Below are 26058 nucleotides of genomic sequence, written 5' to 3' on the forward strand. Positions count from 1 at the left end.
GTGATGCCCCGCCGGGGGCGGAGAAGGAGCAGACATGGGTATCGACGACCTCGTCAATCAGGGCAAGGACTTCCTGGAGCAGAACAAGGACAAGATCGACGACGCGATCAAGTCCGAGCAGGCGGAGGGCGTGAGCGACAACGCGCTCGACGCCGCCGCGGACTTCGTCAAGAAGGTCGCCCCCGACAGCATCGACCAGCACGTCGACGGCGTGCGCGACCACATCGACAAGGCCGTCGGCAACGAGTAGACGCGCTCCGTCGCGAAGCGGCCCGGGATCCCGGGCCGCTTCTTGCGTTCCCAGGCGTGCGTGCCAGGCTGGGAAGCCGCCGAGCATACTCGCCGCGCGACACGCCCGAGTTTGCGACACGCCCGGGCTGCACGTAGACTAATGAGGTTCCACATTCCGGCGCCCCTTTCGGCGTGCACCGGATCACTGCCAGGGCAGTGCATAGGCGGCGGACTCCTCGAGTTCGCAGGGTCCTAGGCCGCGGGCAGCAGAACCACCACATCTCGAATCCTTCCCCAAATCGCGGAGCACTGTTCCGCGTGCGGTCCGGAGAACGGATGCCGGGAGCGGCGCTTCGGCGCGGCATCCGGATTGACAGCAGAACAGCGGTGCAGCATTCCTCGCGCACCCGCGAGGAGAAAGTGCCCGGCGCGCAAGCGCCCCGTGCGTCCAATGCCCGAGAGGTATGACGCGGAAAGAGAGTGAGCAGACAATGGCGGGACAGAAGATCCGCATTCGCCTGAAGTCGTACGACCACGAGGTCATCGACTCGTCGGCACGCAAGATCGTCGACACCGTGACCCGTGCGGGCGCGACGGTCGTGGGCCCGGTGCCCCTTCCGACGGAGAAGAACGTGATCGCCGTGATCCGTTCCCCCCACAAGTACAAGGACAGCCGCGAGCACTTCGAGATGCGCACCCACAAGCGTCTGATCGACATCGTCGACCCGACGCCCAAGGCAGTCGACTCGCTCATGCGTCTCGACCTCCCGGCCGATGTGAACATCGAGATCAAGCTCTGAGGTTCGACATGGCTGACATCAACAACAAGGTTTCCAAGGGCCTGCTCGGCACCAAGCTCGGCATGACCCAGGTCTGGGACGAGAACGGCAAGCTCGTTCCCGTCACCGTCATCGAGATCGCCCCGAACGTGGTCACCCAGGTTCGCACGCCCGAGAAGGACGGCTACAAGGCCGTGCAGATCGCGTACGGGCAGATCGACCCCCGCAAGGTGAACAAGCCCGCGACCGCTCACTTCGAAGCGGCCGGCGTCACCCCGCGTCGTCACCTCACCGAGGTCCGCACCTCGGACGCTGCTGACTACTCACTCGGTCAGGAGCTCACGGTGGACGGCACGTTCGAGGCCGGCCAGCTGGTCGACGTCGTCGGCACCAGCAAGGGCAAGGGCACCGCGGGTGTCATGAAGCGCCACAACTTCAAGGGCGTCTCCGCTTCGCACGGTGCGCACCGCAACCACCGCAAGCCCGGTTCGATCGGCGCGTCGTCGACCCCGAGCCGCGTCTTCAAGGGCATGCGCATGGCCGGCCGTATGGGCGGCGAGCGCGTGACCGTTCTCAACCTCACGGTGCACGCCGTCGACGCCGAGAAGGGTCTGCTGCTCGTCAAGGGCGCTGTCCCCGGTGCTCGTGGCCGCATCGTCTACGTCCGCAACGCAGTGAAGGGTGCCTGAACTCATGGCTGACTCGACTCTCGCGCTCGACGTCGTGAAGGCAGACGGCAAGAAGGCCGGCTCCGTGGAGCTGCCCGCCGCCCTGTTCGACGTCAAGACGAACATCCCGCTCATCCACCAGGTCGTCGTCGCGCAGCTCGCGGCGGCTCGCCAGGGCACCCACTCGACCAAGCGTCGCGGTGAGGTCTCGGGCGCCGGCCGCAAGCCCTTCAAGCAGAAGGGCACGGGTAACGCCCGCCAGGGCTCGATCCGCGCGCCTCAGATGACCGGCGGTGGCATCGTGCACGGCCCGAAGCCGCGCGACTACTCGCAGCGCACGCCCAAGAAGATGATCGCCGCCGCCCTGCTGGGCGCGCTCAGCGACCGTGCTCGTGGCGAGCGTCTGCACGTCGTCGAGTCCTTCGGCATCGAGGGTGCTCCCTCGACCAAGGTCGCTTCGACGGTGCTGACCGCGCTCGGCGCGACCAAGAACGTCCTGGTCGTCATCGACCGCGACGACGAGCTCACCACGCTGAGCGTGCGCAACCTGGCGTACGTGCATGTGCTGTACTCCGACCAGCTGAACGCCTACGACGTGATCGTCTCGGACGACATCGTCTTCACCAAGGCCGCCTACGACGCGTTCGTCGCGTCGAAGACCGGCGCCACCGAGGAGGTCTCGGCATGAGCAACATCGCCGTCAACAAGGACCCGCGCGACATCATCCTGAAGCCGGTCGTGTCGGAGAAGAGCTACGGGCTCATCGACGAGGGCAAGTACACGTTCCTCGTGGACCCGCGCGCCTCGAAGACCGAGATCAAGTTCGCGATCGAGAAGATCTTCGGCGTCAAGGTGGCCGCGGTCAACACGATCAACCGCGTCGGCAAGGCCCGTCGCACCCGCTTCGGCACCGGCAAGCGCAAGGACACCAAGCGCGCCATCGTGACCCTGAAGTCGGGCACCATCGACATCTTCACGGCAGTCGGCTGACGGTCGGGATAGAGGACTAGAGATATGGCTATTCGCAAGTACAAGCCCACGACCCCGGGTCGCCGCGGCTCGTCGGTGGCCGACTTCGCCGAGATCACCCGATCGACGCCTGAGAAGTCGCTCCTCCGCCCGCTGAGCAAGACCGGTGGCCGCAACAACCAGGGCCGCATCACCACGCGTCACATCGGTGGTGGCCACAAGCGCCAGTACCGCGTGATCGACTTCCGTCGCAACGACAAGGACGGCGTCAACGCGAAGGTCGCTCACATCGAGTACGACCCCAACCGCACCGCGCGCATCGCGCTGCTGCACTACTTCGACGGCGAGAAGCGCTACATCCTCGCGCCGAACAAGCTGCAGCAGGGCGACATCGTCGAGTCGGGTGCCTCGGCCGACATCAAGCCGGGCAACAACCTGCCGCTGAAGAACATCCCCACCGGTACCGTGATCCACGCGATCGAGCTCCGCCCCGGCGGCGGTGCCAAGCTGGCACGTTCGGCCGGTGTCTCGGTGCGTCTCGTCGCCAAGGACGGTCCCTACGCCCAGCTGCGTCTGCCCTCGGGCGAGATCCGCAACGTCGACGCGCGCTGCCGCGCGACCGTCGGCGAGGTCGGCAACGCCGAGCAGTCGAACATCAACTGGGGCAAGGCCGGCCGCAACCGCTGGAAGGGCATCCGCCCGACCGTCCGCGGTGTCGCGATGAACCCCGTCGACCACCCCCACGGTGGTGGCGAGGGCAAGACCTCCGGTGGTCGTCACCCTGTTTCGCCGTGGGGCCAGGCCGAAGGCCGCACCCGTCACGCGAACAAGGAAAGTGACAAGTACATCGTCCGTCGTCGCAACGCCGGCAAGAAGCGCAAGTAGGAGTAGAGGAAGATGCCTCGTAGCCTTAAGAAGGGCCCCTTCGTCGACGAGCACCTGCTTCGCAAGGTCGTCGTCCAGAACGAAGCCGGTACCAAGAACGTCATCAAGACCTGGTCGCGCCGCTCGATGATCGTGCCGGCCATGCTCGGTCACACGATCGCCGTGCACGACGGTCGCAAGCACATCCCCGTGTTCGTCACCGAGACCATGGTCGGACACAAGCTGGGCGAATTCGCGCCCACCCGCACCTTCCGCGGCCACGTGAAGGACGACAAGAAGGGCCGTCGCCGCTAAGGCGACGCAAGAGGAGAGAGAAATGGTGGAGTCCATCGCACGCGTGCGACACATCCGCGTGACCCCTCAGAAGGCTCGTCGTGTCGTCGCGCTCATCAAGGGCAAGCAGGCCGAGGAGGCCCTGGCCATCCTCAAGTTCGCGCCGCAGGGTGCGAGCGAGCCGATCTACAAGCTCGTCGCCTCGGCGATCGCGAACGCTCGCGTGAAGGCCGACAAGGACAGCGAGTTCCTGGACGAGCAGGACCTGTACGTGAAGAACGCGTACGTGGACGAGGGTACGACGCTCAAGCGTTTCCGCCCCCGCGCCCAGGGTCGCGCATTCCAAATCAAGAAGCGCACGAGCCACATCACGGTCGTGCTCTCGACGCCCGAGGTCGCTGAGTCGGCCCCGGCTGCCAAGACCAAGAAGGCGAGCAAGTAATGGGACAGAAGGTAAACCCGTACGGCTTCCGCCTCGGCATCACCACGGACCACGTGTCCCGCTGGTTCTCCGACTCGACGAAGCCGGGACAGCGCTACGCCGACTACGTGGCCGAGGACATCAAGATCCGTCGCCTGCTGACGACCTCGCTCGACCGCGCGGGCGTCAGCAACATCGAGATCGAGCGCACGCGTGACCGCGTCCGCGTCGACATCCACACCGCCCGTCCGGGCATCGTGATCGGTCGCCGCGGCGCCGAGGCCGAGCGCATCCGCTCCGACCTCGAGAAGCTCACCGGCAAGCAGATCCAGCTGAACATCCTCGAGGTCAAGAACCCCGAGGCCGACGCTCAGCTCGTCGCGCAGGGCATCGCCGAGCAGCTCACCGCACGTGTGGCGTTCCGCCGCGCGATGCGCAAGGGTCTGCAGGGCGCGCAGCGCGCCGGCGCCAAGGGCGTCCGCATCCAGGTCTCCGGCCGCCTCGGCGGCGCCGAGATGAGCCGCTCGGAGTTCTACCGCGAAGGTCGTGTGCCCCTGCACACGCTGCGCGCGAACATCGACTACGGCTTCTACGAGGCGAAGACCACCTTCGGCCGCATCGGCGTGAAGGTCTGGATCTACAAGGGCGACCTCACCAACAAGGAGCTCGCGCGCGAGCAGGCGAACCAGAAGCCGGCGCGTGAGCGCGGTGACCGTCGCGGTCCGCGCGGCGACCGCCGCAACGAGGCCCCCGTGGCAGAAGGAGCGTCGGCGTAATGCTCATCCCCCGCAAGGTCAAGTACCGCAAGCAGCACCACCCGGGTCGCAGCGGCCAGGCCACCGGCGGCACGAAGGTCTCCTTCGGCGAGTTCGGCATCCAGGCGCTCACGCCCGCGTATGTGACGAACCGTCAGATCGAGTCCGCTCGTATCGCGATGACCCGTCACATCAAGCGTGGCGGCAAGGTGTGGATCAACATCTACCCCGACCGTCCGCTCACCAAGAAGCCGGCCGAAACCCGCATGGGTTCCGGTAAGGGCTCGCCGGAGTGGTGGGTTGCAAACGTCAAGCCGGGTCGCGTCCTCTTCGAGGTCGCCGGCGTCAACGAGGAACTCGCTCGTGAGGCCCTGACCCGTGCCATCCACAAGCTGCCTCTCAAGGCACGCATCATCAAGCGCGAGGAGGGCGACGCGTAATGGCGATCGGCACCAAGACGCTCGCCCCGAGCGAGCTCGACACGTTCGAAGACCAGCGCCTGGTCGAGGAGCTGCGCAAGGCCAAGGAAGAGCTGTTCAACCTGCGCTTCCAGTCGGCCACCGGCCAGCTCGAGAGCCACGGCCGCATCCGTGCGGTCAAGCGCGACATCGCGCGGCTCTACACCGTCATCCGTGAGCGCGAGCTCGGCATCCGTGCCACTCCCGCCCCCGTGGAGACGGCGACCAAGGCGAAGAAGACGAAGGCCAAGAAGGCGGACGCCGCTGACGAGGCTACGAAGGAAGAGGCCGAGTGATGGCTGAGACCAAGAAGAAGGCTGCCGAGGCTGCGGTCGTCGAGCAGGCGGCCGGCCACGAGTCGTCCGCACACGACGTGCGCGACGCCGACGCCCGTGGCTACCGCAAGGCCCGCCGCGGCTACGTCGTCAGCGACAAGATGGACAAGACGATCGTCGTCGAGGTCGAGGACCGCGTGAAGCACCCCCTCTACGGCAAGGTCATCCGTCGCACCTCGAAGGTCAAGGCGCACGACGAGGGCAACACCGCCGGCATCGGCGACCTCGTCGTCATCAACGAGACCCGCCCGCTGAGCGCCACCAAGCGCTGGCGCCTGGTGGAGATCCTCGAGAAGGCGAAGTAAGCAATGATTCAGAACGAATCCCGCCTCAAGGTCGCCGACAACACCGGCGCCAAGGAGCTGCTCACCATCCGTGTGCTCGGTGGATCGAACCGGCGTTACGCCGGCGTCGGCGACATCATCGTCGCGACGGTCAAGGACGCGATCCCCGGCGGCAACGTGAAGAAGGGCGACGTGGTCAAGGCCGTCGTCGTCCGCACCGTCAAGTCGACCCGTCGTCCCGACGGGTCCTACATCAAGTTCGACGAGAACGCCGCCGTCATCCTGAAGAACGACGGGGAGCCCCGCGGCACCCGCATCTTCGGACCGGTCGGCCGTGAGCTTCGCGACAAGAAGTTCATGAAGATCGTCTCGCTGGCCCCGGAGGTCATCTGATCATGGCGAAGATCAAGAAGGGCGACCTGGTTCAGGTCATCTCGGGCGCCAAGCCCGAGCGCGGCGGCGACCGCGGCAAGCAGGGCAAGGTCCTCGAGGTCCTCGCCGAGCAGAACCGCGTCATCGTCGAGGGCGTGAACTACGTCACCAAGCACAGCCGTGTGGGCCAGTCCCAGCGCGGCACCAAGACGGGCGGCATCGAGACGATGGAAGCCCCGATCCACATCTCCAACGTCGCCGTCGTCGACCCCTCGACCAAGAAGCCGACCCGCGTCGGCCACCGCGTCGAGGAGCAGACGAAGGACGGCGTGAAGCGCACGGTCCGCGTGCGCTACGCGAAGAAGTCAGGCAAGGACCTCTGAATATGAGCACCGCCACTGCCGCGCCCGCTGGCAAAATCCAGCCGCGCCTGAAGCAGAAGTACAACACCGAGATCAAGAAGGCCCTGCAGGAGGAGTTCGGCTACCCGAACGTCATGCAGATCCCCGGACTGGTCAAGGTCGTCGTCAACACCGGTGTCGGTGAGGCCGCTCGCGACAGCAAGGTGATCGATGGTGCGGTCGACGACCTGACCAAGATCACCGGTCAGAAGCCCGTCGTCACGAAGGCCCGCAAGTCGATCGCGCAGTTCAAGCTGCGTGAGGGACAGGCCATCGGCGCGCACGTCACCCTCCGTGGCGACCGCGCGTGGGAGTTCGTGGACCGTCTGGTCAACCTCGCGCTTCCCCGCATCCGCGACTTCCGCGGCCTGTCGGGCACGCAGTTCGACGGCAACGGCAACTACACCTTCGGTCTCCAGGAGCAGTCCGTGTTCCACGAGATCAACCAGGACAAGATCGACCGCGTCCGCGGCTTCGACATCACGGTCGTGACGTCGGCGAAGACGGATGCCGAAGGCCGTGCGCTGCTGCGCCACCTCGGCTTCCCCTTCCGCAACGAAGACCAGGCGTGATTCGCGGATGCCTCGGCCTGCGCGCCGCGCAGGCCGGGGCATCCGATCTCCACAACTGAACATCGTCATCATGGAAGGTCGTCTGTCGTGTAACGGCAGCCGAAACCTCCTGAACAAAGGAATCAACTCATGACAATGACAGACCCGGTCGCAGACATGCTGACCCGTCTGCGCAACGCGAACTCGGCGCACCACGACTCCGTGTCGCTGCCGAGCTCCAAGCTCAAGACCCACATCGCCGACATCCTCAAGCAGGAGGGCTACATCGCCGCCTGGGACGTCAGTGACGCCCGCGTCGGCCAGACCCTCACCCTGACGCTCAAGTACGGCCCGAACCGCGAGCGGTCGATCGCCGGCATCAAGCGCGTCTCGAAGCCCGGCCTCCGCGTCTACGCGAAGTCGACCGAGATCCCCCGCGTGCTCGGTGGCCTCGGCGTCGCCATCCTGTCCACCTCCTCCGGTCTCCTCACGGACCGTCAGGCCGAGCAGAAGGGCGTGGGTGGGGAAGTCCTCGCCTACGTGTGGTGATCTGACATGTCGCGAATCGGTCGTCTTCCGATCGACATCCCCGCCGGCGTGACCGTCACGGTCGAAGGCCAGGATGTCGCCGTCAAGGGTCCCAAGGGCGAGCTCGCGCTCACCGTGGCCCGTCCCCTCGAAGTCAAGGTCGAAGAGGGCCAGGTCATCGTGACCCGTCCCGACGACGAGCGCGAGTCGCGTTCGCTCCACGGCCTGACCCGCACGCTCATCAACAACAACATCATCGGTGTCACCCAGGGCTACACCAAGGGCCTCGAGGTCGTCGGCACGGGTTACCGCGTGGCGCAGAAGGGCAGCTCGGTCGAGTTCGCCCTCGGCTTCTCGCACCCCGTCCTGGTCGAGCCGCCCGCCGGGATCACCTTCACGGTCGAGGGCAACAACAAGCTCACCGTGAGCGGCATCGACAAGCAGGCCGTCGGCGAGGCGGCTGCGAACATCCGCAAGATCCGCAAGCCCGAGCCGTACAAGGGCAAGGGTGTGCGCTACGCCGGCGAAGTCGTCCGGCGCAAGGCCGGAAAGAGTGGTAAGTAACCATGGCTGTTAAGACGAAGACCGACGCCCGCGCGCGTCGTCACGCCCGCCTCCGCAAGAAGGTCGTGGGCACGACCGAGCGTCCGCGCCTGGTCGTCACCCGTTCGGCACGCCACGTGTTCGTCCAGATCGTCGACGACAGCAAGGGCCACACGCTGGCCTCGGCTTCGACGCTCGAGACCGACCTGCGCGTGTCCGAAGACGACAAGACCGCCAAGGCCCGCAAGGTCGGCGAGCTGCTCGCCGAGCGCGCGAAGGCCGCCGGTGTGTCGGCTGTCGTGTTCGACCGTGGTGGCAACCGCTACGCGGGTCGTGTCGCCGCGATCGCCGAGGGCGCCCGCGAGGGAGGTCTGAACCTGTGAGTGACAACAAGGAGAACATCGTGACCGAGCAGGCTGCTGCCGAGGCTCCGGCCGACGCCGCCACCGCTGAGGCCGCCGCCGCTACGGCGCCCGCCGAGCGCGAGCGTGAGCCGCGTCGCGGCGGTCGCGAGCGCAACCCCAACCGTGACCGTGGTGGTCGCGACCGCAACGAGAGCCAGTTCCTGGAGCGCGTGGTCACCATCAACCGCGTGTCGAAGGTCGTCAAGGGCGGTCGTCGGTTCAGCTTCACGGCGCTCGTCGTCGTCGGCGACGGCAACGGTGTGGTCGGCGTCGGCTACGGCAAGGCCCGCGAGGTCCCCCTGGCGATCTCGAAGGGTGTCGAAGAGGCCAAGCGCAACTTCTTCCGCGTGCCCCGCGTCGGCTCCACCATCCCGCACCCGGTGCAGGGTGAGGCCGCTGCCGGCGTGGTGCTGCTGCGCCCCGCCGCTGCCGGTACCGGTGTCATCGCCGGTGGCCCGGTGCGTGCCGTCCTCGAGTGCGCCGGTATCCACGACGTGCTGTCGAAGTCGCTCGGCTCGTCGAACACGATCAACATCGTCCACGCGACGGTGGAGGCCCTGAAGCAGCTCGAGGAGCCCCGTGCGGTCGCCGCGCGTCGCGGACTCGAGTTCGACCAGGTCGCCCCCGCCCGTCTCGTCCGTGCCGAGGCTGAGGCCGCGGCCGCTGCGAAGGCAGGTGTCTGATGGCTGCGCGTCTGAAGGTCACGCAGGTCAAGTCCAAGGTGAGTGAGAAGCAGAACCAGCGCGACACGCTGCGTTCGCTCGGTCTGAAGCGGATCGGCGACTCGGTCGTCCGTCCCGACGACGCGCAGACGCGCGGTTACGTGCGGACCGTTGCTCACCTCGTGAAGGTTGAGGAGATCGACTGATGGCTGAGAAGGCCGAGAAGAACGAGGCCGTCGAGGCAGAGGCGAAGGCTCCTGCCAAGAAGGCTCCCGCGAAGAAGGCTGCTGCAAAGCCGGCCGCCGAGAAGGCTGCTGCAAAGCCGGCCGCCGACAAGGCTGCCGCCAAGCCGGCTGCCGACAAGGCTGAGAAGGCGCCCGCCGCCAAGAAGGCTCCGGCCAAGAAGGCGGCTCCGAAGGCCGACGCTCCGGCGTCGCGCCCCGGCGTGCTGAAGGTTCACCACCTCCGTCCGGTCCCCGGCTCGAACACCCCCAAGACCCGCGTGGGTCGCGGTGAGGGCTCGAAGGGCAAGACCGCCGGCCGTGGCACCAAGGGCACGAAGGCCCGCTACCAGGTCAAGGTCGGCTTCGAGGGTGGGCAGATGCCTCTGCACATGCGCACCCCGAAGCTGCGCGGATTCAAGAACCCGTTCCGCGTCGAGTACCAGGTCGTGAACCTGGACAAGCTCGCGGAGCTGTACCCGGCCGGTGGCGACGTCACCGTCGGCGACCTGGTCGCCAAGGGTGCGGTGCGCAAGAACGAGAAGGTCAAGGTGCTCGGCACCGGAGACATCTCGGTGAAGCTCAACGTGGCGGTCGACAAGGTCTCGGGTTCTGCCGAGCAGAAGATCGTCGCCGCAGGCGGTACCGTCAAGTAAGCGGTCAACAGTGGGGGTCGGAGCTTGCTCCGGCCCCCACTGGGTTACCCTGGACGTCGGCACGTCGCCGTGCGTGCCGGCATCCCCTCTGGAGGAGTCCTCTTGTTCAGCGCCATCGCGCGGGTCTTCCGCACTCCCGACCTTCGGCGGAAGATCGCATTCACTCTGGCGATCATCGCCCTGTACCGCCTCGGCGCCCACATTCCCGCGCCGTTCGTCGACTTCCCGAATGTGCAGTCCTGTCTCGACCAGTCGGCGGGCACCGAGGGCCTGCTGTCGCTGGTCAACCTCTTCTCCGGCGGTGCGCTGCTGCAGCTGTCGATCTTCGCGCTCGGCGTCATGCCGTACATCACCGCGACGATCATCGTGCAGCTGCTGCGCGTGGTCATCCCGCACTTCGAGAGCCTCTACAAGGAGGGACAGGCGGGCCAGGCGCGACTGACGCAGTACACGCGCTACCTCACGATCGCCCTCGCGCTCCTCCAGTCGACGACCCTCGTCACGGTCGCCCGCAGCGGTCAGCTCTTCGGCACCACCGGTGTTCCCGAGTGCGAGCAGCTGCTCACCAACGACGTGTGGTGGGCGCAGCTGCTCATGATCATCACGATGACCGCCGGCACCGGCCTCATCATGTGGTTCGCCGAGCTCGTCACCGAGCGCGGCATCGGCAACGGCATGTCGCTCCTCATCTTCACCTCGATCGCGGCCACGTTCCCGACCGCCATGGGCGCCATCTGGGCCTCGCGCGGCTTCGAGGTCTTCCTCCTCGTGCTCGCCGTCGGCATCGTGGTCGTCGCCCTCGTCGTGTTCGTCGAACAGTCGCAGCGGCGCATCCCGGTGCAGTATGCGAAGCGCATGGTCGGCCGTCGCACCTACGGCGGCACGAACACGTACATCCCGATCAAGGTCAACATGGCCGGCGTCGTGCCCGTCATCTTCGCCTCGTCGCTGCTGTACATCCCCGCGCTCATCGCGCAGTTCAACATGCAGCCCGGCGCCGATAACTCGATCCCCGGCTGGGTGCAGTGGATCCAGACGTACTTCACCAACGGCGACCACCCGATCTACATGGCCGTGTACTTCCTCCTCATCGTCGGGTTCACCTACTTCTACGTCGCGATCACGTTCAACCCGGTCGAGGTCGCCGACAACATGAAGAAGTACGGCGGGTTCATCCCCGGCATCCGTGCCGGTCGTCCCACCGCCGAGTACCTCGACTACGTGCTCACGCGCATCACGCTGCCCGGCTCGCTGTACCTGGGCCTCATCGCCCTCATCCCGCTCATCGCCCTCGCGACGGTCGGCGCCAACCAGAACTTCCCGTTCGGCGGCGCCTCGATCCTGATCATCGTGGGTGTCGGACTCGAGACGGTGAAGCAGATCGACGCCCAGCTGCAGCAGCGCCACTACGAAGGACTTCTCCGATGACGCGACTTCTCATCGTCGGCCCGCAGGGCTCGGGCAAGGGCACGCAGGGCGTCCGTATCGCCGAGGCCTTCGGCATCCCGGCCGTCTCGACCGGCGACGTCTTCCGCGCCGCTGTCGCGGCCGGCTCCCCGCTCGGCCAGCAGGTCAAGGCGATCATCGATTCGGGTGACCTGGTGCCTGACGAGCTGACCAGTGCGGTCGTGCGCGATCGTCTGGCGCAGGCGGATGCCGCGGGCGGATTCCTGCTCGACGGGTACCCGCGCAACGTCGCACAGGTCGCGAGCCTCGACGACTTCCTCGAGGGCCGCGACGAGGCGCTGGACGCTGTGATCGAACTCCAGGTGCCCCGCGAGGAGAGCATCGCCCGTCTGTCGCAGCGCGCTGCCGAGCAGGGCCGCAGCGATGACACCGAAGAGGGCATCGCGAACCGCCTGTCGATCTACGAGCGCGAGACGGCGCCGATCCTCGAGGTGTACCGCACGCGCGGCATCGTCGACCGGATCGACGGCGTGGGCTCGCTCGACGAGATCACCGGCCGCATCATCGCGGCGCTCGAGGCGCGCGGGCTCGCCCGCTCCGCGGCCGCGTAGTCGTGTCGCTGCGCCGCTCGATCTACAAGACGCCCGCCCAGTTGCGGGCGATGGTGGAACCCGGGCTCATCACCGCTGCCGCCCTCGATGTGGTGCGCGGTCTGATCGCACCGGGCGTCACCACCGCGGAGCTGGATGCTGCGGCATCCGATGTCATCCTCGCCCGCGGGGCGAAGTCGAACTTCCAGATGGTGCGCGGGTACCGCCACACGATCTGCGCGTCGGTGAACGACGAGGTCGTGCACGGCATCCCGGGCGACCGCGTGCTCGAGCCGGGTGACATCGTGTCGATCGACGCGGGTGCCGAGTACAAGGGCTGGAACGGCGATTCGGCGTTCACGTTCGTGGTACCGGATGCTGCGCGCCCGGAGCTCGTCGCCGAGAGGCAGCGCCTGTCGGATGTCACCGAGGGCTCGCTGTGGGCCGGCATCGCCGCGCTCGCCACCGCGAAGCACCTCGCCGAGGTGGGCGCCGCCATCCAGGAGTACATCGAGACGAACTCGCCCGAGGCAGGCACGTACGGGATCCTGCGGGAGTACGTGGGTCACGGCATCGGCCGCAAGATGCACGAGTCGCCGTCGGTCTTCAACTACCGCGTCGCCGACCACGGTCCTGAGGTGCGGCCGGGTCTGGCGCTCGCGATCGAGCCGATGGTCGTCATCGGCGATCAGGCGACATACGTCGAGGACGACGGCTGGACGGTGTCGACGATCGACGGCACGGCGGGCTCCCATTGGGAGCACAGCGTCGCCGTGCACGATGACGGCATCTGGGTGCTGACGGCACCCGACGGGGGAGCCGCGGGTCTGGCGCCGTTCGGCGTGACGCCCCGCGAGTTCGCGTAATCACGGGCGCAGGGTTTCAAGGAGTCGAGATGGCACAGGGTGCACGCAAGGTCAATTGGTTCGCGATCTGGGTGAGCGTGGCGGTCGTCGTGGCGCTCGTGCTCGTCGCGGTGCTCGTGGTGACCCTCAACAACGCGTCCGCGCCCAAGCCCGTGCCGACCGACGTGAACCCGCCGACCTCGGCGGGCATCGAGGTCGAGACCGGTGCGATCCTCGTTGGCGACGGCGAGAACCGTCTCGACACCTTCGTCGACTTCATGTGCCCCATCTGCAACCAGTTCGAGCAGGTGTACGGCGCCGAGATCGAGAGCATGGTCGATGACGGCAGCATCACGCTCGGCATCCATCCGATCTCGATCCTCGACGACCAGTCGCGCGGCACGCAGTTCTCCACCCGCGCCGCGAACGCCGCGTACTGCGTCGCCGAGGCCGACCCCGAGGCGTCGCTGCCGTTCCTGCAGGCGATGTTCGCGAATCAGCCCGCCGAGGGCTCGAGCGGCCTGACGAACAACGAGATCCTCGAGATCGCGTCGGGCGTCGGCGTGACCGGCATCGACTCGTGCGTGAACGACGGGAAGTTCGCCGGCTACGTCACCGAGATGACGCCGCAGACGCCGATCCAGCCCGGCTCGCAGGGCATCGGCACCCCCACGGTCGCGGTGAACGGCGAGGTCATCTCGAACAGCCAGCTCCCCGAGCCCGGGCAGCTCGCGACGCTCTTCGAATGACCCCGGCGTCGCTTCCCGCCGTTTCTGGTCGGGCCCTGAGAAACCGTACGTAGGTTGAGGAACCGTGCGGGGTGGGGTGTCTCGACGTCGATGTGGTTTCGCGACCCCGGCCGGGGTGCCGGGGATGCGGATGCCGGTGGCCCTGGCATCCGTCCGGGTCCTGGCTTCAGAAACCACACGGAGGTTGAGAAACCGTACGTAGGTTGAGGAACCGTGCGGGGTGGGGTGTCTCGACGTCGATGTGGTTTCGCGACCCCGGCCGGGGTGCCGGGGATGCGGATGCCGGTGGCCCTGGCATCCGTCCGGGTCCTGGCTTCAGAAACCACACGGAGGTTGAGAAACCGTACGTAGGTTGAGGAACCGTGCGGGGTGGGGTGTCTCGACGTCGATGTGGTTTCTCGACCCCGGCCGGCGTGGTGGGGATGCGGATGCCGGTGGCCCTGGCATCCGCCCGGGTCCTGGCTTCAGAAACCGCCCGGAGGTTGAGAAACCACGCGTAAGTTGAGAAACCGCGCGGCGTAAGGGGTCTCGACGTCGATGTGGTTTCTCAACCTCAACGGGGGACAGCACGGCTTGCGGCGGCGGGGAAGGACCGGCCGTTCGTCATCACCAGGAGGCCGGCGCGAGGATGTGCGATCCGCGGGATCTTCATGGCGTCGAGCCTCTCGACGAGCGGCGTCACCCGCTTGGCGTCGTTCATCTCCCAACGGTCGAATGCGCTGCACTGGCGACGCAGACGGCTCTCGCGCCGTTTCTCCTCCCGCACCCTGCGTATCGTCTCCTCGGCGGTCTCGCCGACGTACTTCCCGAAGCCGTCGGACTCGCCGATCGCACGCACGCTTGCCCATGCGAAGTCCACGCGATCGCTGAAGCCGTCGATGCGGAAGACGACCTGCAACTCGGGCGGTTCGAAGCCGGACCACACGATCACTGCCCTGCTCACGGACTCCCCGGGAGACTCCGCGCGCGGGTCGAGCAGCGGAAGGAGCAGGGTGAGGCGCCCGCGGCCGCGTCGGTGCGCCTGACTCTCCGCGAGGCTCAGGAGCATCTCGGTCGTGACACTGCCACCCTGCGCGGGGGAGATGGCGGCGTCTCCGACCGCGAGCCCGAACGCGGGCGGAAGCACCCGCATCAGGTCGATCGCCGTGTCGGCGGCTGATGTGAGGGCGAAGCCCTGCAGCCGTTCGACCACGCGCCCGTCGACACCCGTATGAACACACACATCGCCGAACCGGCGCGATGACGTGCGTTCCGAGGCGAACACGTGGATATCGCGAGGCTCACCGAACAAGGGCATGCCGCGGAGCGCGGCCGCCGATTCGTATGCGAAGACGGCGCCGGGGCATACGAGCGCGTAGGCGTGGACCCGAGCGAGGTATCGCTCCCAGGGCGCGAGCGCCTCCCACGCGGCCCGCGGCGCATAGATGCCGGCGCGGACGCGCACGTACCGCTGCCGATTCCGCAAGCTCGGGGCGCCGAACGCGGTCTCGCGCACGGCGTGCAGTTCGACCGGCGATGGCTGCACCGTCACGGGGACGACGGCGGTGGTGCTGACGGCGATCATTCCCTCATGCTCGGCCCCCGGCATCCGTTCATCTCGGGCCGACGCCCGATCTGTGGATCCCGCGGTACGCCGCCTTCCTGGGGAGGAGCGGGTGCGCAGCCTCACGCCCGTCCTCGAGTTTGAGAAACCACGCGTATGTTGAGACATCGCGCCGCGCGGGATTTCTCAACCTACGTACGGTTTCCCAACCCCTCTGTGGTTTCTCAACGCCGCACGCCGCACGCCCCCGCAGCACGCGGGGAGCACGAACGGATGCCGCGGCCGGGCCGGTTTGCCGAGGCATCCGTTATCACGTATGATTGATCTTTGGTGCGTTGCGCCTATATTGGCGTGTCGCCGCACCGAATCCCCATCCACCGCAGACCGGCCGGTCTGCAGAAGCGTAAGCGAGTATATGGCGAAGAAAGACGGTGTCATCGAGATCGAAGGCGTGATCTCCGAGGCGTTGCCCAACGCGATGTTCCGCGTCGAGCTCACCAACGGACACAAGGTGCTCGCCACGATCTCGGGCAAGATGCGGCAGAACTACATCCGCATCATCCCGGAGGACCGCGTGGTCGTGGAGCTCAGCCCCTACGACCTCACCCGCGGCCGCATCGTCTACCGCTACCGCTAGACCGGTCGAGAAGTAACGCCCCAGGCGTGCCCGACAGGGTGAAGCCTGCCCGGCGAAGACAGCGAAACAGGAAATCATGAAGGTCAATCCCTCCGTCAAGCCCATCTGCGACCACTGCAAGGTCATCCGCCGCCACGGCCGCGTCATGGTGATCTGCAAGAGCAACCCGCGTCACAAGCAGCGCCAGGGCTGACGGATGCCGCCACGCGCGGCATCCCGAATCTCATAACTCAACACACACACGGCAGCATCAGAACCCGCGTCCCGACAGGGGCGCGGGGGACACCTCGGGCGGAGGCCCGGGCACCGGTGCTGCTCCACACCTCCACTCACTCCTTAGGAGAACCGCATGGCACGTCTTGCTGGCGTGGACATCCCGCGCGACAAGCGCGTGGTGATCGCACTCACCTACATCTACGGCGTCGGCCGTACCCGCTCGAACGAGATCCTCAAGGCGACGGAGATCGACGAGAACATCCGCGTCAAGGACCTCAGCGACGACCAGCTCGTCGCGCTCCGCGACTACATCGAGGCCAACTACAAGGTCGAGGGTGACCTCCGCCGCGAGGTGACCGCCGACATCCGCCGCAAGGTCGAGATCGGCTCCTACGAGGGTATCCGCCACCGCCGCGGCCTCCCGGTGCGCGGTCAGCGCACGAAGACCAACGCGCGTACCCGCAAGGGCCCGAAGCGCACCGTCGCCGGCAAGAAGAAGGCGCGCTAAGGCGCGGCCCCAGGGTTTAGGAGAGCAAAGCAATGGCACAGGCCAAGACCGCCGCGCGCAAGCCGCGCCGCAAGGAGAAGAAGAACATCGCGCTGGGCCAGGCCCACATCAAGTCGACGTTCAACAACACGATCGTCTCGATCACCGACCCGTCGGGCGCCGTCATCAGCTGGGCGTCGTCGGGTGGCGTGGGCTTCAAGGGCTCGCGCAAGTCGACGCCGTACGCCGCCGGCATGGCCGCGGAGTCCGCTGCCCGCCAGGCGCAGGAGCACGGTGTCAAGAAGGTCGACGTCTTCGTGAAGGGCCCGGGCTCGGGTCGCGAGACCGCGATCCGCTCGCTGCAGGCCGCCGGCCTCGAGGTCGGCTCGATCCAGGACGTCACGCCCCAGGCTCACAACGGCTGCCGTCCCCCGAAGCGCCGCCGCGTCTGATCTCTCGGAGCCGGGGCACCGTCACTGGTGCCCCGGCAACCGTTCGTTTCGGGATGCCTCCACCGGGGCATCCCACGAGTAAAACTCAACACCTCACCCACCGCACGTGTCATATAGCGGGCACGTGATCGAAAGGAACACATAGTGCTCATCGCACAGCGTCCCACTCTGACCGAGGAGAAGGTCGGGGAGTTCCGCAGCCGTTTCGTCATCGAGCCGCTGGAGCCCGGCTTCGGCTACACGATCGGCAACGCGCTGCGTCGCAGCCTCCTGTCGTCCATCCCCGGCGCGGCCGTGACGTCGATCCGCATCGACGGCGTCCTCCACGAGTTCAGCACCATCCCGGGTGTGAAGGAGGATGTCACCGAGATCATCCTCAACATCAAGCAGCTGGTCGTCTCCAGCGAGCGCGACGAGCCCATCACCGCGTACCTGCGCAAGACCGGCGCCGGTGAGGTCACCGCCGCCGACATCTCCGCTCCCGCGGGCGTCGAGGTGCACAACCCCGAGCTGGTCATCGCGACCCTCAACGACACCGCGAAGTTCGAGCTCGAGCTCACGATCGAGCGTGGCCGTGGCTATGTCTCGGCGACGCAGAACCGCAACGAGTACGCCGAGGCCGGTCAGGTCCCGATCGACTCGATCTACTCGCCGGTCCTGAAGGTCTCGTACCGCGTCGAGGCGACGCGTGCCGGTGAGCGCACCGACTTCGACAAGCTCATCCTGGACGTCGAGACCAAGTCGTCGATGGCTCCGCGTGACGCCGTCGCGTCGGCCGGTCGCACCCTGACCGAGCTGTTCGGTCTGGCGCGCGAGCTGAACGTCGAGGCCGAGGGCATCGAGATCGGCCCCGCGCCGGTCGAGACCGTCCTGTCGAACGAGCTGTCGATGCCGATCGAGGACCTCGACCTGTCGGTCCGTTCGTACAACTGCCTCAAGCGTGAGGGCATCAACACCGTGTCGGAGCTCGTCGCCCTGTCGGAGACGCAGCTCATGAACATCCGCAACTTCGGTCAGAAGTCGGTCGACGAGGTGCGCGACAAGCTCGTCTCGCTCGGCCTGTCGCTGAAGGACTCGGTCCCCGGGTTCGACGGTGCGCATTTCTACGGCGGCTACGACGACGAGACCGTCTGACCGGATGCCTCGGCCCGAGGCGTCCGTCATATCGACCGACTTTTCCCACTGGAGTAACTGAGAATGCCCAAGCCCACGAAGGGTCCCCGCCTCGGAGGCGGTCCCGCACACGAGCGCCTGCTGCTTGCGAACCTCGCCGCGGCCCTCTTCACGCACAAGTCGATCAAGACGACCGAGACCAAGGCCAAGCGCCTGCGTCCGCTCGCCGAGCGTCTGATCACGTTCGCCAAGCGCGGCGACCTGCACGCCCGCCGTCGCGTGCTGTCGGTCATCGGCGACAAGTCCGTCGTGCACGAGCTCTTCACCGAGATCGCGCCGTTGGTCGCCGACCGTGAAGGCGGCTACACCCGCATCACGAAGGTCGGCAACCGCAAGGGCGACAACGCGCCCATGGCCGTGATCGAGCTCGTTCTCGAGCCCGTCACCAAGAAGCCGTCCGCCAAGAAGGCTGCGAAGGCGGATGCTGCCGCCCCCGCCGCGTCGGAGGCCCCGGCCGCCGACGAGGCTCCGGTCGAAGAGGCTTCGGCTGACGAGGCTGCTGCTGACGACACCGCCGCCGAGGCCGGCGCCGAGTCGCAGGAGGAGGGCGCTGCCGCTGAGGCTGCTGCCGAGGACGCCGTCGAGGCGCCCGCCGAGGAGAAGTCCGAGTAATCGGACCGCCGGGCGTCGCCGCCCGGCCATGCCGGAGCATCCTGTTCCGGCGTCCCTTGCACCCGCGAGACCCGCGGCCCTTCGGGGCCGCGGGTCTCGCTGCGTTTGCCGGGGTGTGTCGAGTTTGTTCACGTGCGCTGAGGTTGAGAAACCAAGCGCGGGTTGAGAAACCACGCGCGGGTTGAGAAACCGGGCGGCGCGGGGTGTTTCACCCTAGATGAGGTTTCTCAACCTCAACGTCGGGCGTGTGGCCGTGCCGACCCGGTGGCGCATGTCAGGGCGCGGACGGGAGCTGGGTGCCTCCGGACCAGGGGTTGAGGTTGAGAAACCGTGCGTAGGTTCAGAAACCGCGGCAGAGGTGGCGTCCCAACCTACATGTGGTTTCTCAACCTACGTGTGGTTTCGCAACCTACGTGTGGTGTCTCAAGAGCGACCTCGACGATCGCGGGGGCGCAGGCTGCGGCGGCGCTTCGGGTCCCGTTCGCGGCGGCGTCCCGGCCCGGCTCGTGGCGGCACTCCGTCGGGGGTTGAGGTTGAGAAACCATGCGTAGGTTCAGAAACCGCGGCAGAGGTGGTTTCTCAACCTACGTGTGGTTTCGCAACCTACGTGTGGTGTCTCAAGAGCGACCTCGACGATCGCGGGGGCGGAGGCTGCGGCGGCGCTTCGGGTCCCGTTCGCGGCGGCGTCCCGGCCCGGCTCGTGGCGGCACTCCGTCGGGGGTTGAGGTTGAGAAACCGTGCGTAGGTTCAGAAACCGCGGCAGAGGTGGTGTCTCAACCTATGTGTGGTTTCTCAATCTCAATCTCGGCAGTGCGCGACGCAAGCCGCGCGACGCAAGTCGCGCGATGGAGGGATGTGCGACGGAGGGATGCGCGCAAGGGGGAGAGGGGGGCGAGCTACGGGGTGAGGTCGACCCCGAGGTTGGCCTCGACGCTGCGGATGACGTTCGCGCGACGTTCGAGGCGTTCGCGCTCGGCGGCGTCGACGGCGTCGGCGACCGTGTCGGCGAAGAGCAGTCCGCCCTCGCCGCCGGGATGCACGTGGTCGCCGGCGAGCAGGTCGAGCCGCGGCGAGATCGCCCCCGACCAGTCGGCGATGCTCACGTTGTGCCGCGCGTCGGCGAAGGCCTGCAGATCGGCGTTGACCCCCGGGATCCAGTCGCGCGGGGCGTACGCGTTCACGAGCACGAGGTGCCGCTCCGGGCCGACCGCGGCGGCGATCTTCTCGAGCGACTCGAGGTTGACGGGGCCGTTCGTCCCGAGCGCGACGACCACGTAGGGGCGCAGCCGGCCGCTCGCGGCGAGGGACTCCAGGATGCCGGGGCCCGCCCAGATCGACCGTGACACCTCGGCGTCGACCTCGATGCCGGGCAGCCGTTCGAGCAGCCCCTTCGCCGACGCCAGCATGACCGAGTCGCCGACCGCGGTGATCCGGTCACCGGGGACGTGGACGGCGGCCGGGTCCGCGGCATCCGTCGCCTGCGGCTCCGGAGTGGCAGCAGGGGTTTCGGTCGCGCTCGGAGAGGCGCTGCTCTCGGCCTCGCGCTGGGCCAGCTCGAGTGCCTCACGCCCCGCGTCCACGACGGCCTCGCTGGTTGAAACAGGAGGGGCGGCGGCGATCGCGGCACCGGTGCCGGCGATGAAGAGCACCCCCGCCGCGGCGACGCCGATCGCACGGACGCGGGCGCGCGGGCCACTGCGCAGGCGCCCGGCGAGCACGCGCGCCGATCCACGCAGGCCCCGGCGACGCACCGGCATCTCGACGAGGCGGTACGACAGAGCGGATGCCACGGCCGTCGCTGCGAGCACGCCGAGCCCGATCCACACGGGCACGCCGGCGGAGGTTCCGGCGCCCTCGAAAGCGGCGACGGCCAGGACGAGCAGCGGCCAGTGCCACAGGTAGATGCCGTACGAACGGTCGCCGACCCACCGCAGTGGCGCGACGTCGATCGCGCGGCCGAACCACGAGCCAGGCCACACTCCAGCGACGATCGCGACCGCGGTCAGCACGCTCGCGGCGAGCAGCGCGCCCGGGAATGTGGCCGCGGAATCCGCCGCCGGCAGCATCGCGACGCCGACCACGCCGAGGATGGCGAGGACGCCGGCCACACCTGTGATCGCGCGGGCACGCCGTGAGTCGACCCACGCCGGTCGGGTCGCGCTACCCGCGGGAGTGCCCCGGTTGGTCCCGAACCGCGGGAGCACCACCTTCCAGCCCACCGAGAGGCTCGCGTCATCCAGCACCGGCTCCGCTGGAGCAGCGCCCATCCCCGCCGTCGCGGGCGGTCGCGCGAGCATGGGCGCGATGAGGAACGCGAGCCCCACGCCGAGGAGGATGCCGAACGCGTGCGTGTCGGTGCCGAAGTAGGCGCGCGTCAGGTCGTCGCCTCGGGTGACGGCGGCGCCCATCCAGAGCGCGGATGCCGCAGCCAACGCGAGCGCGACGCCGACCCGCGCCCACGCACGGGGCAGGAGGAGGAAGAGGGGGAACAGCAGCGGCCACAGGACGTAGAACTGCTCCTCGACCGCGAGCGACCAGAAGTTGCGGAACAGTTCGGGCGTGGCGGCGGCGAAGTATCCGCTGCCGCCGGCGATCGAGACCCAGTTGTAGCTGAAGGTCGCCGCGCCGAAGACCTGCGCGCCGAGGTGTACGAGCACGTCGCCGCCGATCAGCCACGCGAGCGTCGAGCACACCGCCACGACGAGCACGAGGGCGGGCAGCAGGCGCCGGGCGCGGCGCTGCCAGAACGCGCGCAGTCCGACGCGACCGGTGGTGTCATGCTCACGCAGCAGCAGGCTCGTGATGAGGAACCCGCTGATCACGAAGAACACGTCGACGCCCACGAACCCGCCCGGCAGCAGTGCCGGAGGGAACAGGTGGTAGACCACGACCAGCGTCACCGCGATGGCGCGCAGTCCATCGAGACCCCGGTACCGTGCGGGGCGTTCAGCGGGCGCAGTCGACGTCATGGGTTCTCTCGTGGGGGGAACCGCAAGTCTACGACGGAGGGTCTGTGCGGCGCCCGCAAGTAGGCTGGGTGCGTGCGGATCCGGCTCGACATCGCGTATGACGGCACGCACTTCCGCGGTTGGGCCCGCCAGCCAGGACTGCGCACCGTCCAAGAGACCCTCGAGTCCGCGCTCGGCCGCGTCCTGGGCGGGGATCCGCGCCTGGTGGTCGCAGGGCGGACGGATGCCGGAGTCCACGCCAGCGGCCAGGTCGCACACGTCGACCTCGACGAGGCGCAGGACGCCCGGCTGCTCGCACGCCGCCCGCGCGCGGGCGAGACGTCGCCCCCGGAGGATCGCGTCACGGCTCTGGCGGCGCGAATGACCGGCGTCGTCGGCGCGTACTCCGACGTCGCGGTCACGCGTTCCGTCGAAGCCGCTCCAGGGTTCGACGCGCGCTTCTCAGCCGTGTGGCGGCGGTACGAGTACCGCATCGCCGACACGGTCACCGGCTACGACCCGCTCGAGCGGCATCGCACGACCTCCGTGAGGGCATCCCTCGATCATGAGGCGATGGATGCCGCGGCCCGTGCCCTCATCGGACTTCACGACTTCGCGGCCTATTGCAAGCCGCGTGAAGAGGCGACCACGATCCGCACGCTGCTCGAGTTCGACTGGCACCGTGACGACGCCGGCGTGCTGGTCGCGAACGTCAAGGCGGACGCGTTCTGTCACAGCATGGTCCGGGCACTCGTGGGTGCGTGCGTCGCGGTCGGCGAAGGGCGGCTCGACGCCGAGGACGTCGTGGACATCCGCGACGCCCGTGACCGCGTGCCCGACGTGAAGGTGCTCGCCGCGCGGGGGCTCACCCTCACCGAGGTCGGCTACCCGGCCGACGAGCTGCTCGCCCAGCGCGCCGAGCAGACTCGGGCCCGGCGCGACCGCGAGTGATGCCGCGAGACTGACCCATCCCGTCCCCGGTCACGGCCGCACCCTCAGCCCAGGCCGCGAACGCCTCGCCCGGCCGCGCCCGAGAAGCGGGGTGTCCGCGGGCACGGACGCAGCGCGCCCGACTCCCTCACCGTCGCTCTGACCGGCTGATCAGCCGGTCGACCACCGTCGCGCTGACGCGCTCCCAGCGGTCGCCGCCCTTCTCGCTGGCGAGCACGGCCGCCTCGCGCGCGGTGTAGACGAGGGCGTCGAGGTCGTAGCCGAGGATGGTTGCCGGAGCCCAGCCGGCGCTCGCGGTGGGTCGGATCGGCAGGCTGCCCGCGGCATCCAGCTGCGGCACGCGCTCCAGCGTGGCACGCAGACTCTCGCGCACCGTGGCATCCGGTCTCGGCACCAGCGCGACGACCGACCCGGGTGCCGGCGCGACGACATCGGACTCCGCGGGGAACGTCGCCCGCACCTCCTCCTCGAACCGTGTCGAGAGCCTGGCGAAGGCGCTTGCGCCCGCGGTCTGGCGGATGTCGATGGCGTCGTCGAGGCGCAGGTACACGACTGACCAGGTCTCTGCGGTCATCTGCGCGCGCAGCAGGCGCTCCGACGCCGTCTGCTCGAACCGCTGCCACTCGGGCGTCGCGCCGCCGGTGTTCGGTGAGAACGCGGCGTCGCGCGCCGGAAGCCCCACCACGGCGACGAGTGCACAGCCGACGTACGCGAGCATCCCGATCGACGAGATCATGCGCTGCAGCACGAAGTCGTCGCCGTCCGACGGCGGGAAGAGGAACCCGGCGACGAACGATGCGAGGCCGACCACGACGAACGCGGCCGAGACGATCGCGAGCGGCAGCAGGAGCCGATCGTGGCGGCGCGCGGGAACCCGCATCCAGTCGACGAGGAACAGGCCTGCGAAGACGGATGCCGCGAGGAACGCGGTCCGGTAGCCCCAGACGAACCACGCCTGGCTCGGAGCGAGCGCGAGCGCGACGGCGGATGCGATGGCGAGCGCCGGCCCGGCCCACACGTGCGGGCGCAGCCCCCAGTGGGCGCGGAAGCCCGACCACAACAGGGCCGGTGCACCCAGCAGCGCTCCGAGCGAGGCGCGGCGCAGTGTCTCGTTGTCGCTGAGGTCTCCCATCACGACGCCGTACGTCGCCGCCATGGCCAGCACGAAAGCGAAAGCCCAGTAGAGGGTGGCCGCGCTCGGCCTGACGAGGAAGGCGATCCCGATGGTGAGGATCGTGGCCAGGGTCGTGATCGCTGCCTGGGCGATGCCCAGCTCGAAGCCGGATCCGGCGAGGATGTCGCTCATACGCGTCTCTCTGCGTGCGTGTCGGTGTCGCCGGCACCGCGGGGGAGGCACACGGTCACCGTGGTGCCGACGCCTTCCTCGCTGTCGATTGTCAGGGTTCCGCCGTGCGCCGTGACGATCTCGCGGGTGATCCCGAGGCCGAGGCCGGTGCCCGTGGCGGTCTCTCGGGCGTGGGCGCTGCGGAAGTAGGGCGTCATCACGTGGGGGAGGTCGGAGGACCGGATGCCGATCCCGGTGTCGATGATCGTGATCGTCATCGTCTCACTCCCCGCCTCGCCGATGATGCGCACGTGACCGTCGGCCGGCGTGTACTTGATCGCGTTGCTGACGAGGTTGTCGATCACCTGGCGCAGGCGGAAGCCGTCAGCGGTCACGGGTAGCGGTTCGGCCGCCTGCACGTCGAGTTCGACGTCGTTCGCGCTCGCCGTGGGGTGGAAGGACGCGACGGAGTCGAGCACGATCGAACGCAGGTCGATGTGGTCGAAGTCGTCGCGCCCGCTGTAGTCCTTGCGCGACGCCGAGAGCATGCTGTTGGTCATCTCGAGCATCCGCTCGCTCGCGTGCAGGATCGCCTCGAAGCGCCCCCGCGTGCGGGGCGTGAGCTCGTCGACCTCGAGGGCGAGTTCGGCGTTGCCGATCATCACGGTGAGCGGGTGCTTCAGCTCGTGCGACGCCATCGCCGTCAGGCGTTCCCGCTCCCGCTGCGCGTAGGTGATGGCCGTCACATCGTGCACGACGAGGAGGATCCCCGCGCCCTCCTCGCCGTGGGCGCCGAGGCGCTTCGCGGTCACCGAGAGCGTGCGCCACTCGCCTTCGGGCGTGAACAGCCATACGGAGGCGTCGGTGAAGGTCTCGCCGTGCAGCGCGCGGGTGAAGGGCCGATCGGCCAGCGGCACCGGCATCCCCCGCATTCCTGTGTACTCGACCGATCGCGCAGGCAGGAGCGGATCGCGCGGGTCGAGTCCGTACAGGCGCGAGTAGGCGTCATTCACGGCCAGGACGCGGCCGTCGTCGGCGATGCGGGCGATGCCGGTGTCGATGCCGTTGAGGATCTCAGCCGTGCGACGCTCCGCGGCCGACCGGCGCCGCGCCGTGACGGTCAGCCGCTTGGCCTGGCGGCCGAGGAGCCGTCGCAGCGAACGAGTGCGGCGCAGTGCGAGGTGGGACGTGATGCCGATGAACGTGAGCGAGAGCAGCACGATGATCACCCGCAAGGCGGTTTCGGCGCCGGGGTCCATCGCGGTCTCGATCAGAAGTGCGATGCCGATGATGCCGAGCATCGCGGTGAGGGCGATCAGGCCGAAATGCATGCCGACCCACATGACGGGGAAGACCCAGAGATATCCGAACCGCAGGTCGGTGGTCGCGGCGATCAGCGCGATCGCGATCGCGTCTGCGAACGGCACCGCCAGCACCCAGATGGGGGGAAGCCTGCCCCACGGGATGGCGAGGGCGGCGAGGGTGATCGCGACGACCAGTGCGGCGCCGACCCCGTAGTTCCAGCGGATGAACACCGCCGGCTGCAGCGCGAGCACCAGGAGGTTGATGATCACGACGCTGGCGGCCAGCACCAGCTGCGTCAGCCATACGGAGCGGGTGCGCGGATCGGGCGCGCGCACGGCGAACGCCTCCTTCGCCAACCCCCCGCTAGCCATGTGGCGATTCTAGGGCGGTGTGGGCGAGCGCTTGCCACTTGAGCGTTGCGGTTCTCTTGCGCGAACCTTGCGCTCGGCTGATGGATGCCAC

General features: G+C 68.1%; 36 protein-coding genes. 32 read left to right on the top strand and 4 right to left on the bottom strand.

Annotated features, from left to right (window positions below; all coding sequences use genetic code 11):
• Window positions 1–34 precede the first annotated feature (34 nt).
• From ACLKM7_RS16600 to ACLKM7_RS16720, 25 genes are all read left to right on the top strand, one after another.
• Window positions 35–250 (top strand): hypothetical protein, encoded by a 216-nt coding sequence (locus ACLKM7_RS16600; RefSeq protein WP_436448297.1) that lies wholly within the window; start codon window positions 35–37, stop codon window positions 248–250.
• A gap of 472 nt (window positions 251–722) precedes the next feature.
• On the top strand, window positions 723–1031 hold the full coding sequence (rpsJ, locus tag ACLKM7_RS16605; RefSeq protein WP_106816553.1) for a 30S ribosomal protein S10: 309 nt from the start codon (window positions 723–725) through the stop codon (window positions 1029–1031).
• 8 nt (window positions 1032–1039) lie between these two features.
• Entirely contained in the window at window positions 1040–1699 is a 660-nt protein-coding gene (gene rplC / locus ACLKM7_RS16610; protein WP_436448299.1) for a 50S ribosomal protein L3, read from the top strand.
• Between the two features lie 4 nt (window positions 1700–1703).
• On the top strand, window positions 1704–2366 hold the full coding sequence (rplD, locus tag ACLKM7_RS16615; protein ID WP_168912874.1) for a 50S ribosomal protein L4: 663 nt from the start codon (window positions 1704–1706) through the stop codon (window positions 2364–2366).
• Window positions 2363–2668, top strand: coding sequence for a 50S ribosomal protein L23 (gene rplW / locus ACLKM7_RS16620; protein ID WP_168912873.1), 306 nt, complete (start codon window positions 2363–2365; stop codon window positions 2666–2668). The genes rplD and rplW overlap by 4 nt, the downstream gene beginning before the upstream one ends.
• A 24-nt stretch (window positions 2669–2692) precedes the next feature.
• The gene (gene rplB / locus ACLKM7_RS16625) at window positions 2693–3532 is read left to right on the top strand and encodes a 50S ribosomal protein L2 (RefSeq protein WP_168912872.1); all 840 of its coding nucleotides are present in this window, start codon (window positions 2693–2695) and stop codon (window positions 3530–3532) included.
• A gap of 12 nt (window positions 3533–3544) precedes the next feature.
• Window positions 3545–3826, top strand: coding sequence for a 30S ribosomal protein S19 (rpsS, locus tag ACLKM7_RS16630; RefSeq protein ID WP_168912871.1), 282 nt, complete (start codon window positions 3545–3547; stop codon window positions 3824–3826).
• Between the two features lie 22 nt (window positions 3827–3848).
• Window positions 3849–4247 (top strand): 50S ribosomal protein L22, encoded by a 399-nt coding sequence (gene rplV / locus ACLKM7_RS16635; RefSeq protein ID WP_168912870.1) that lies wholly within the window; start codon window positions 3849–3851, stop codon window positions 4245–4247.
• Complete coding sequence (gene rpsC, locus ACLKM7_RS16640; RefSeq protein WP_436448303.1) at window positions 4247–5002, top strand: 30S ribosomal protein S3; 756 nt, start codon at window positions 4247–4249, stop codon at window positions 5000–5002. The genes rplV and rpsC overlap by 1 nt, the downstream gene beginning before the upstream one ends.
• Window positions 5002–5421 carry a 50S ribosomal protein L16 gene (gene rplP, locus ACLKM7_RS16645; RefSeq protein ID WP_018171451.1) on the top strand — a complete coding sequence of 140 codons (420 nt, stop codon included), beginning with the start codon at window positions 5002–5004 and terminating at the stop codon, window positions 5419–5421. The genes rpsC and rplP overlap by 1 nt, the downstream gene beginning before the upstream one ends.
• On the top strand, window positions 5421–5735 hold the full coding sequence (gene rpmC, locus ACLKM7_RS16650) for a 50S ribosomal protein L29 (RefSeq protein WP_019181721.1): 315 nt from the start codon (window positions 5421–5423) through the stop codon (window positions 5733–5735). Before rplP ends, rpmC begins: the two co-directional genes overlap by 1 nt.
• Window positions 5735–6079 (top strand): 30S ribosomal protein S17, encoded by a 345-nt coding sequence (gene rpsQ / locus ACLKM7_RS16655; RefSeq protein ID WP_436448306.1) that lies wholly within the window; start codon window positions 5735–5737, stop codon window positions 6077–6079. The genes rpmC and rpsQ overlap by 1 nt, the downstream gene beginning before the upstream one ends.
• Window positions 6080–6082: 3 nt before the next feature.
• On the top strand, window positions 6083–6451 hold the full coding sequence (rplN, locus tag ACLKM7_RS16660; protein WP_168912867.1) for a 50S ribosomal protein L14: 369 nt from the start codon (window positions 6083–6085) through the stop codon (window positions 6449–6451).
• 2 nt (window positions 6452–6453) lie between these two features.
• Window positions 6454–6813 carry a 50S ribosomal protein L24 gene (gene rplX / locus ACLKM7_RS16665; RefSeq protein ID WP_168912866.1) on the top strand — a complete coding sequence of 120 codons (360 nt, stop codon included), beginning with the start codon at window positions 6454–6456 and terminating at the stop codon, window positions 6811–6813.
• Window positions 6814–6815: 2 nt separating this feature from the next.
• Entirely contained in the window at window positions 6816–7403 is a 588-nt protein-coding gene (rplE, locus tag ACLKM7_RS16670) for a 50S ribosomal protein L5 (RefSeq protein ID WP_436448309.1), read from the top strand.
• 129 nt (window positions 7404–7532) lie between these two features.
• Window positions 7533–7931: a 30S ribosomal protein S8 gene (gene rpsH / locus ACLKM7_RS16675; RefSeq protein WP_168912864.1), complete on the top strand. Its 399-nt coding sequence runs from the start codon at window positions 7533–7535 to the stop codon at window positions 7929–7931.
• A 6-nt stretch (window positions 7932–7937) separates the two neighbouring features.
• Window positions 7938–8474, top strand: coding sequence for a 50S ribosomal protein L6 (gene rplF / locus ACLKM7_RS16680; RefSeq protein WP_168912863.1), 537 nt, complete (start codon window positions 7938–7940; stop codon window positions 8472–8474).
• A gap of 2 nt (window positions 8475–8476) precedes the next feature.
• Window positions 8477–8836, top strand: a complete 360-nt coding sequence (gene rplR, locus ACLKM7_RS16685; RefSeq protein WP_436448312.1) for a 50S ribosomal protein L18 — start codon at window positions 8477–8479, stop codon at window positions 8834–8836.
• Entirely contained in the window at window positions 8833–9540 is a 708-nt protein-coding gene (gene rpsE, locus ACLKM7_RS16690; RefSeq protein ID WP_436448314.1) for a 30S ribosomal protein S5, read from the top strand. The genes rplR and rpsE overlap by 4 nt, the downstream gene beginning before the upstream one ends.
• Window positions 9540–9725, top strand: coding sequence for a 50S ribosomal protein L30 (gene rpmD / locus ACLKM7_RS16695; RefSeq protein WP_018171461.1), 186 nt, complete (start codon window positions 9540–9542; stop codon window positions 9723–9725). The genes rpsE and rpmD overlap by 1 nt, the downstream gene beginning before the upstream one ends.
• Window positions 9725–10396: a 50S ribosomal protein L15 gene (rplO, locus tag ACLKM7_RS16700; RefSeq protein ID WP_436448316.1), complete on the top strand. Its 672-nt coding sequence runs from the start codon at window positions 9725–9727 to the stop codon at window positions 10394–10396. Before rpmD ends, rplO begins: the two co-directional genes overlap by 1 nt.
• Window positions 10397–10498: 102 nt before the next feature.
• Window positions 10499–11824, top strand: coding sequence for a preprotein translocase subunit SecY (secY, locus tag ACLKM7_RS16705; RefSeq protein WP_436448318.1), 1326 nt, complete (start codon window positions 10499–10501; stop codon window positions 11822–11824).
• A complete protein-coding gene (locus tag ACLKM7_RS16710) occupies window positions 11821–12414 on the top strand; it encodes an adenylate kinase (RefSeq protein WP_436448320.1) in 594 nt (197 codons plus the stop codon). The genes secY and ACLKM7_RS16710 overlap by 4 nt, the downstream gene beginning before the upstream one ends.
• A gap of 2 nt (window positions 12415–12416) precedes the next feature.
• Window positions 12417–13259: a type I methionyl aminopeptidase gene (map, locus tag ACLKM7_RS16715; protein WP_436448322.1), complete on the top strand. Its 843-nt coding sequence runs from the start codon at window positions 12417–12419 to the stop codon at window positions 13257–13259.
• Window positions 13260–13288: 29 nt separating this feature from the next.
• Window positions 13289–13987, top strand: coding sequence for a DsbA family protein (locus ACLKM7_RS16720; protein WP_436448324.1), 699 nt, complete (start codon window positions 13289–13291; stop codon window positions 13985–13987).
• 553 nt (window positions 13988–14540) lie between these two features.
• Here the strand turns inward: ACLKM7_RS16720 and ACLKM7_RS16725 are convergent.
• Window positions 14541–15551, bottom strand: coding sequence for a hypothetical protein (locus ACLKM7_RS16725; RefSeq protein ID WP_436448326.1), 1011 nt, complete (start codon window positions 15549–15551; stop codon window positions 14541–14543).
• Between the two features lie 394 nt (window positions 15552–15945).
• Here ACLKM7_RS16725 and infA point away from each other — a divergent pair, with 394 nt between their 5' ends.
• From infA to rplQ, 6 genes are all read left to right on the top strand, one after another.
• Window positions 15946–16167 carry a translation initiation factor IF-1 gene (gene infA / locus ACLKM7_RS16730; RefSeq protein ID WP_028496510.1) on the top strand — a complete coding sequence of 74 codons (222 nt, stop codon included), beginning with the start codon at window positions 15946–15948 and terminating at the stop codon, window positions 16165–16167.
• A 76-nt stretch (window positions 16168–16243) separates the two neighbouring features.
• Window positions 16244–16360: a 50S ribosomal protein L36 gene (gene rpmJ, locus ACLKM7_RS16735; protein WP_005050492.1), complete on the top strand. Its 117-nt coding sequence runs from the start codon at window positions 16244–16246 to the stop codon at window positions 16358–16360.
• 156 nt (window positions 16361–16516) lie between these two features.
• Window positions 16517–16891 (top strand): 30S ribosomal protein S13, encoded by a 375-nt coding sequence (rpsM, locus tag ACLKM7_RS16740; RefSeq protein WP_168912854.1) that lies wholly within the window; start codon window positions 16517–16519, stop codon window positions 16889–16891.
• 32 nt (window positions 16892–16923) lie between these two features.
• Window positions 16924–17322, top strand: a complete 399-nt coding sequence (rpsK, locus tag ACLKM7_RS16745; RefSeq protein ID WP_056117708.1) for a 30S ribosomal protein S11 — start codon at window positions 16924–16926, stop codon at window positions 17320–17322.
• A gap of 144 nt (window positions 17323–17466) precedes the next feature.
• Window positions 17467–18456, top strand: a complete 990-nt coding sequence (locus ACLKM7_RS16750) for a DNA-directed RNA polymerase subunit alpha (RefSeq protein ID WP_168912853.1) — start codon at window positions 17467–17469, stop codon at window positions 18454–18456.
• Window positions 18457–18519: 63 nt separating this feature from the next.
• Window positions 18520–19107, top strand: a complete 588-nt coding sequence (gene rplQ, locus ACLKM7_RS16755) for a 50S ribosomal protein L17 (RefSeq protein ID WP_436448332.1) — start codon at window positions 18520–18522, stop codon at window positions 19105–19107.
• 896 nt (window positions 19108–20003) lie between these two features.
• On the opposite strand, the gene ACLKM7_RS16760 is transcribed toward rplQ, so the two are convergent.
• The gene (locus ACLKM7_RS16760; protein WP_436448334.1) at window positions 20004–22076 is read right to left on the bottom strand and encodes an acyltransferase family protein; all 2073 of its coding nucleotides are present in this window, start codon (window positions 22074–22076) and stop codon (window positions 20004–20006) included.
• A gap of 72 nt (window positions 22077–22148) precedes the next feature.
• Between ACLKM7_RS16760 and truA the strand changes: the two genes are divergently transcribed.
• Window positions 22149–23006: a tRNA pseudouridine(38-40) synthase TruA gene (gene truA / locus ACLKM7_RS16765; RefSeq protein ID WP_436448336.1), complete on the top strand. Its 858-nt coding sequence runs from the start codon at window positions 22149–22151 to the stop codon at window positions 23004–23006.
• 127 nt (window positions 23007–23133) lie between these two features.
• Here truA and ACLKM7_RS16770 read toward each other — a convergent pair whose 3' ends face one another.
• Together ACLKM7_RS16770 and ACLKM7_RS16775 are read right to left on the bottom strand one after the other, a co-directional pair.
• Window positions 23134–24312, bottom strand: coding sequence for a hypothetical protein (locus tag ACLKM7_RS16770; protein ID WP_436448338.1), 1179 nt, complete (start codon window positions 24310–24312; stop codon window positions 23134–23136).
• Window positions 24309–25967 carry a sensor histidine kinase gene (locus ACLKM7_RS16775; protein WP_436448340.1) on the bottom strand — a complete coding sequence of 553 codons (1659 nt, stop codon included), beginning with the start codon at window positions 25965–25967 and terminating at the stop codon, window positions 24309–24311. Before ACLKM7_RS16775 ends, ACLKM7_RS16770 begins: the two co-directional genes overlap by 4 nt.
• Window positions 25968–26058 lie beyond the last annotated feature (91 nt).

Source organism: Microbacterium sp. I2 (genome assembly GCF_051364985.1).
Taxonomy (GTDB): domain Bacteria; phylum Actinomycetota; class Actinomycetes; order Actinomycetales; family Microbacteriaceae; genus Microbacterium.

Coding starts and splice junctions, on each gene's coding strand:
- ACLKM7_RS16600 (WP_436448297.1), top strand. CDS start 35: ATGGGTATCGACGACCTCGTCAATCAGGGCAAGGACTTCCTGGAGCAG.
- rpsJ (WP_106816553.1), top strand. CDS start 723: ATGGCGGGACAGAAGATCCGCATTCGCCTGAAGTCGTACGACCACGAG.
- rplC (WP_436448299.1), top strand. CDS start 1,040: ATGGCTGACATCAACAACAAGGTTTCCAAGGGCCTGCTCGGCACCAAG.
- rplD (WP_168912874.1), top strand. CDS start 1,704: ATGGCTGACTCGACTCTCGCGCTCGACGTCGTGAAGGCAGACGGCAAG.
- rplW (WP_168912873.1), top strand. CDS start 2,363: ATGAGCAACATCGCCGTCAACAAGGACCCGCGCGACATCATCCTGAAG.
- rplB (WP_168912872.1), top strand. CDS start 2,693: ATGGCTATTCGCAAGTACAAGCCCACGACCCCGGGTCGCCGCGGCTCG.
- rpsS (WP_168912871.1), top strand. CDS start 3,545: ATGCCTCGTAGCCTTAAGAAGGGCCCCTTCGTCGACGAGCACCTGCTT.
- rplV (WP_168912870.1), top strand. CDS start 3,849: ATGGTGGAGTCCATCGCACGCGTGCGACACATCCGCGTGACCCCTCAG.
- rpsC (WP_436448303.1), top strand. CDS start 4,247: ATGGGACAGAAGGTAAACCCGTACGGCTTCCGCCTCGGCATCACCACG.
- rplP (WP_018171451.1), top strand. CDS start 5,002: ATGCTCATCCCCCGCAAGGTCAAGTACCGCAAGCAGCACCACCCGGGT.
- rpmC (WP_019181721.1), top strand. CDS start 5,421: ATGGCGATCGGCACCAAGACGCTCGCCCCGAGCGAGCTCGACACGTTC.
- rpsQ (WP_436448306.1), top strand. CDS start 5,735: ATGGCTGAGACCAAGAAGAAGGCTGCCGAGGCTGCGGTCGTCGAGCAG.
- rplN (WP_168912867.1), top strand. CDS start 6,083: ATGATTCAGAACGAATCCCGCCTCAAGGTCGCCGACAACACCGGCGCC.
- rplX (WP_168912866.1), top strand. CDS start 6,454: ATGGCGAAGATCAAGAAGGGCGACCTGGTTCAGGTCATCTCGGGCGCC.
- rplE (WP_436448309.1), top strand. CDS start 6,816: ATGAGCACCGCCACTGCCGCGCCCGCTGGCAAAATCCAGCCGCGCCTG.
- rpsH (WP_168912864.1), top strand. CDS start 7,533: ATGACAATGACAGACCCGGTCGCAGACATGCTGACCCGTCTGCGCAAC.
- rplF (WP_168912863.1), top strand. CDS start 7,938: ATGTCGCGAATCGGTCGTCTTCCGATCGACATCCCCGCCGGCGTGACC.
- rplR (WP_436448312.1), top strand. CDS start 8,477: ATGGCTGTTAAGACGAAGACCGACGCCCGCGCGCGTCGTCACGCCCGC.
- rpmD (WP_018171461.1), top strand. CDS start 9,540: ATGGCTGCGCGTCTGAAGGTCACGCAGGTCAAGTCCAAGGTGAGTGAG.
- rplO (WP_436448316.1), top strand. CDS start 9,725: ATGGCTGAGAAGGCCGAGAAGAACGAGGCCGTCGAGGCAGAGGCGAAG.
- ACLKM7_RS16710 (WP_436448320.1), top strand. CDS start 11,821: ATGACGCGACTTCTCATCGTCGGCCCGCAGGGCTCGGGCAAGGGCACG.
- ACLKM7_RS16720 (WP_436448324.1), top strand. CDS start 13,289: ATGGCACAGGGTGCACGCAAGGTCAATTGGTTCGCGATCTGGGTGAGC.
- ACLKM7_RS16725 (WP_436448326.1), bottom strand. CDS start 15,551: ATGATCGCCGTCAGCACCACCGCCGTCGTCCCCGTGACGGTGCAGCCA.
- infA (WP_028496510.1), top strand. CDS start 15,946: ATGGCGAAGAAAGACGGTGTCATCGAGATCGAAGGCGTGATCTCCGAG.
- rpmJ (WP_005050492.1), top strand. CDS start 16,244: ATGAAGGTCAATCCCTCCGTCAAGCCCATCTGCGACCACTGCAAGGTC.
- rpsM (WP_168912854.1), top strand. CDS start 16,517: ATGGCACGTCTTGCTGGCGTGGACATCCCGCGCGACAAGCGCGTGGTG.
- rpsK (WP_056117708.1), top strand. CDS start 16,924: ATGGCACAGGCCAAGACCGCCGCGCGCAAGCCGCGCCGCAAGGAGAAG.
- rplQ (WP_436448332.1), top strand. CDS start 18,520: ATGCCCAAGCCCACGAAGGGTCCCCGCCTCGGAGGCGGTCCCGCACAC.
- ACLKM7_RS16760 (WP_436448334.1), bottom strand. CDS start 22,076: ATGACGTCGACTGCGCCCGCTGAACGCCCCGCACGGTACCGGGGTCTC.
- ACLKM7_RS16770 (WP_436448338.1), bottom strand. CDS start 24,312: ATGAGCGACATCCTCGCCGGATCCGGCTTCGAGCTGGGCATCGCCCAG.
- ACLKM7_RS16775 (WP_436448340.1), bottom strand. CDS start 25,967: ATGGCTAGCGGGGGGTTGGCGAAGGAGGCGTTCGCCGTGCGCGCGCCC.